3 protein-coding genes are annotated in these 4,349 nt (G+C 50.3%); all 3 read right to left on the reverse strand.

The window, feature by feature from the left end:
• Positions 1 to 104: 104 nt before the first annotated feature.
• Entirely contained in the window at positions 105 to 1,922 is a 1,818-nt protein-coding gene (gene lepA, locus AC1WIP_RS12125; RefSeq protein WP_481142069.1) for a translation elongation factor 4, read from the reverse strand.
• A gap of 66 nt (positions 1,923 to 1,988) precedes the next feature.
• Entirely contained in the window at positions 1,989 to 3,359 is a 1,371-nt protein-coding gene (locus AC1WIP_RS12130; RefSeq protein WP_481142070.1) for a stage II sporulation protein P, read from the reverse strand.
• Between the two features lie 89 nt (positions 3,360 to 3,448).
• Positions 3,449 to 4,349: GPR endopeptidase (gpr, locus tag AC1WIP_RS12135; protein ID WP_481142071.1), on the reverse strand; the 901-nt coding region annotated here is incomplete at its 5' end.

The following is a 4,349-nucleotide window of genomic DNA, read 5'->3' on the forward strand; positions in this document are numbered from 1 at the left end:
CCATATAGGCCTCTATCTGGGCCCGGGTTCCCGGGGCTGACAAAAAATCGCAGTACAGGCATTTTCTCACACAAAAAGGAATATGAAAATATAATGCAAGTTTTTTATTTTCTGTCATCCAGCTTTAACACGCTCATAAACGCCTTCTGTGGGATTTCCACGTTGCCAATCTGGCGCATGCGCTTTTTGCCTTCCTTCTGCTTCTCTAAAAGCTTCTTTTTCCGGGTGATGTCGCCGCCGTAGCATTTTGCCAAAACGTCCTTTCTCATGGCCTTTACCGTCTCTCTGGCTATGATCTTCCCGCCTACTGCAGCCTGAATGGGGATCTCAAAGAGATGCCTTGGAATTTCATCCTTCAGCTTCTCGCACATTTTCCGTCCTCTCTCATAGGCAGAATCCGCATGCACAATAAAGGACAGCGCATCCACCTCCTCACGGTTGATCAAAATATCCAGCTTCACCAGATTGGACTGCTCGTACCCCTTGATATCATAGTCGAAAGAAGCATATCCTCTGGAACGGGATTTTAACGCGTCAAAGAAATCATAGATAATTTCATTTAAGGGCAGCTCGTATTTTAGCAGCGCTCTGGTGCCCTCCACATACTCCATGCCAAGATATTTTCCTCTTCTCTCCTGACACAGCTCCATAATGGAGCCGATAAACTCCGAGGTCACCATAATCTCCGCACTGACAATAGGCTCCTCCATATAAGCAATCTCCGACGGATCAGGCAGGTTGGAGGGATTGGTCAGCTCTATCACCTCTCCGTTTGACTTGTGCACCTTGTAGATAACGCCCGGGGCAGTGGTCACCAGATCCAGATTGTATTCCCGTTCCAGACGCTCCTGTATGATTTCCAAGTGTAAAAGTCCTAAAAAACCGCACCGGAAGCCAAAGCCCAGGGCTATGGAGGTCTCCGGCTCAAAGTTTAAGGAAGCGTCATTCAGCTTAAGCTTCTCCAGCGCATCCCGCAGATCAGGATATTTTGCCCCATCCGCCGGATACATGCCGCAGTACACCATGGACTGCACCTTCTTATAGCCCGGAAGAGGCTCAGCACAGGGGCGGTTGTCATCGGTGACCGTATCTCCCACTGCGGTGTCCTTCACATTTTTGATGGAGGCCGTGATGTAGCCCACCATGCCGGCGCTCAGCTCGTCACAGGGAATAAACTGTCCCGCGCCAAAGTATCCCACCTCCACTACCTCCTGTTTTGCGCCCGTGGCCATCATCCGTATCACAGTGCCTTTTTTGACAGTGCCCTCCATAATACGGCAAAAGATAATCACGCCCTTGTAGGAATCGTAAAGGGAATCAAAAATCAGGGCCTTAAGAGGATTGTCTGGACTTCCCGACGGGGCCGGTATCTTTTTTACGATCTGCTCCAAAACCTCGTCAATGCCCACGCCGTTTTTGGCGGAGATCAACGGAGCGTCCTGGGCCTCAATGCCGATTACATCCTCTATCTCCTCAATCACCCGCTCCGGCTGTGCGCTGGGCAGATCGATCTTATTGATCACAGGAAATACATCCAGATCGTGATCCAGGGCCAGATACACATTCGCCAGAGTCTGGGCCTCAATGCCCTGGGCGGCGTCCACCACTAAAATGGCTCCGTCGCAGGCCGCCAGTGAACGGCTCACTTCATAATTAAAGTCAACATGCCCAGGGGTGTCGATGAGATTGAAAATATATTCCTCCCCATCCTTAGCCTTATAAACCGTTCTCACTGCCTGAGCCTTTATGGTAATGCCCCTCTCTCTTTCCAGTTCCATATTATCCAGGACCTGATCCTGCATCTCCCTGCTGGTAAGCAGTCCCGTCCTTTCGATAATTCTGTCCGCCAGGGTGGATTTCCCGTGGTCTATATGCGCCACAATGCAAAAATTCCGTATTTTGCTTTGATCTACTGCTGCCATTTGTATTCCTCTCTAACCGTTACAATTTGAGTTAGATTTTAACAGAATTTACAGGCATTGTCCAGTCTATTCAGGCGTAAGCAGACTGTCCGTCTGCTGCCTTGTCTGCCCGCTCAGCACCAGATCCAAAATGTGCGCCAGGGGATCACAGGCATTCATGGCCTCCTCCACCGTATTGTTCTGCGCCCCCAGCTCCACCAAAAGATAACGGGGCTTTAAGTGCATATTGTAGCGATAGCCCTTTAAATATATTTTTCTGGTAAGTCCCGGATAGTATTGAACCGCCGCCATCTGCATCTGAAAGGAAAAGGCAAGGTTTTCCTCCTGATTTTCGTTATACAGATAAGAAATATTCCCCGTTTTCTTTGTTCTGCTAAGGCCGTTAAAAAACATGAAACGGGCGGTGGGTCTGCCGTCTAAGTCCATGACCAGTCTGGTCTCCTCCGCCATCTGGTCTCTATGTAAATCAATCACCACCTCAATAGAGGGATTTTCCGCAAGCACCTGCTCAATGGCCGGAAGCGCATTGGAATAGGCGTCATCTCTGGTCTCCACATCATACTGCCCCTTATGGTGGAGTACCTGATACCCATACTGCTGTGTAAGAATATCTGCCAGGCGGTCCCCCACCCCCACAATAGAGGTGCTCTCATCCCCAGGAACCGAATCTGCAAAGGTTTCCTGGGAATGGGTATGGAAGATCAGTATCTGCGGCCCCCCGCCTTCCTTTTCTATGCTCATGTCCTTTTCCAGAAGCTTTTTTGCGTCAAGCTGGTCGCTGCCCGCCATGGTATTGCTGTCAATGGTATAAAAATTCTGCACAAGACTCTCATAGTCCTGAAGCATCTGGGAATCCACAGGGTTCTGGAGGGCATGGGGAATAAACTGCTGCCCCGTTTCCTGTCCTGCAAGGGCCTGAGAGGCCTCCATGGCCGCTTCATTTTCCGCCCGAAGCAGTTCATCCAGCGACATTTCCCCGTCCTGTGTCTCTCCCTCTTCTTCCTGCAGGCTTTCTTCTCCTGCCTGTCCTTTCCCCTCATCTGCCTCCAATTCTCCACCATCCGCAATATCCCCACTTCCCTCCTGGGACTCCGCCAGCAGAATTTCTTCCAGCGACAGGGACTCCTGTGTGCCGGGAATACTCTGGGTATCCCCGGAAAAACCGTATTCCTGAGCATAAAGGCAAAAGGGCATAAGAGAATTTACCTGTTTTTGAAAAATTCCCGAAGTATCACCGGCGTTTTCCTGCACAAAGGCAAACGCCGGTACAAACTGCCGGTACAATGCGTTTCCGATTTCTCTTCCCGCCATATGTAAAAGCTCCTCTCCCAGAGAAGCCTTCGTCTCCACATCCTGTCCTTCTTCGATATCTTTTCCAAAATCTCGTACCAGGGACAAAAGAAACAGGCACACGAAAGCCAGCCCCGCCAACCACACAGCGGGACTGGCTGCGTTCTTTCTTCCTTTTACGGCTCAGCACTCCCTTTCCTTAGAGCTGTTTTATATATATGCCGGATGAAAACATCCTATTCCTTCTCCAGTGCAATATTGATTCCCTCAGAAATGGTAAAGCTCACCCGCTTAATCACCGCATCGATATCCTTTCCCGTCATATACATATTATTCAGCTCCGCAAAAGCCAGGCGATGCTGCCCCATATATTTCAGTCCGTCAAATTCACTGTCATCCCCCATAAGCTTCTCCAAAGCATCTCCCACTATGGTAGCCGCATCCACCACCGTGGGTACTCCTATGGCGATTACAGGGACTCCAAGGCTCTCCTGAGTCAGGGCATTTCTGTGGTTGCCAACCCCTGAGCCGGGCTGTATCCCCGTGTTCGTAATCTGTATGGTTCTGTTAAGACGCCTTGTGCTGCGCGCTGCAAGAGCGTCTATTACAATCAGCACATCCGGCTTCGTCTCATGAATTACTCCTTTTATGATTTCAGCAGTTTCCATTCCCGTTTTGGCCATAACTCCAGGCTCAATGCTGCTGATGGTATTGATCCTGCTGCAGTTATATGCCGCTTTTCCGTAGGTTTTTATAATATGCCTGGTCACAAAAAGATTGTCTACCACCTGGGGTCCTAAAGCGTCCGCCGTAACCTCCCTGTTGCCTAATCCCACCACCAGCACGGATTGCTCTTTCTCCGAATCAGGTATCATTTCCTCAAGCTCCTTAGCCAGGCATTCTGAAATTTCCCGGTGGTAATCCTCATCCGGCTCCACAAGGGCGGGCGCCTCCATGGTCACATAGGTGCCGATGGGTTTCCCCATAGCCTTGGCCCCATTTTTCGTTTCTATCATAACCTTTGTGACCTGTATATCCTCCTCCTCCAAATAGTACTCCTCCACACGAACCCCCCGCAGCTCGCTGTCTGCCTCACTGATGCTCTCCCTGGCCTCCAGCGCCAGGTCTGTCCTTACC

The organism is Acetatifactor sp. (assembly GCF_982438285.1).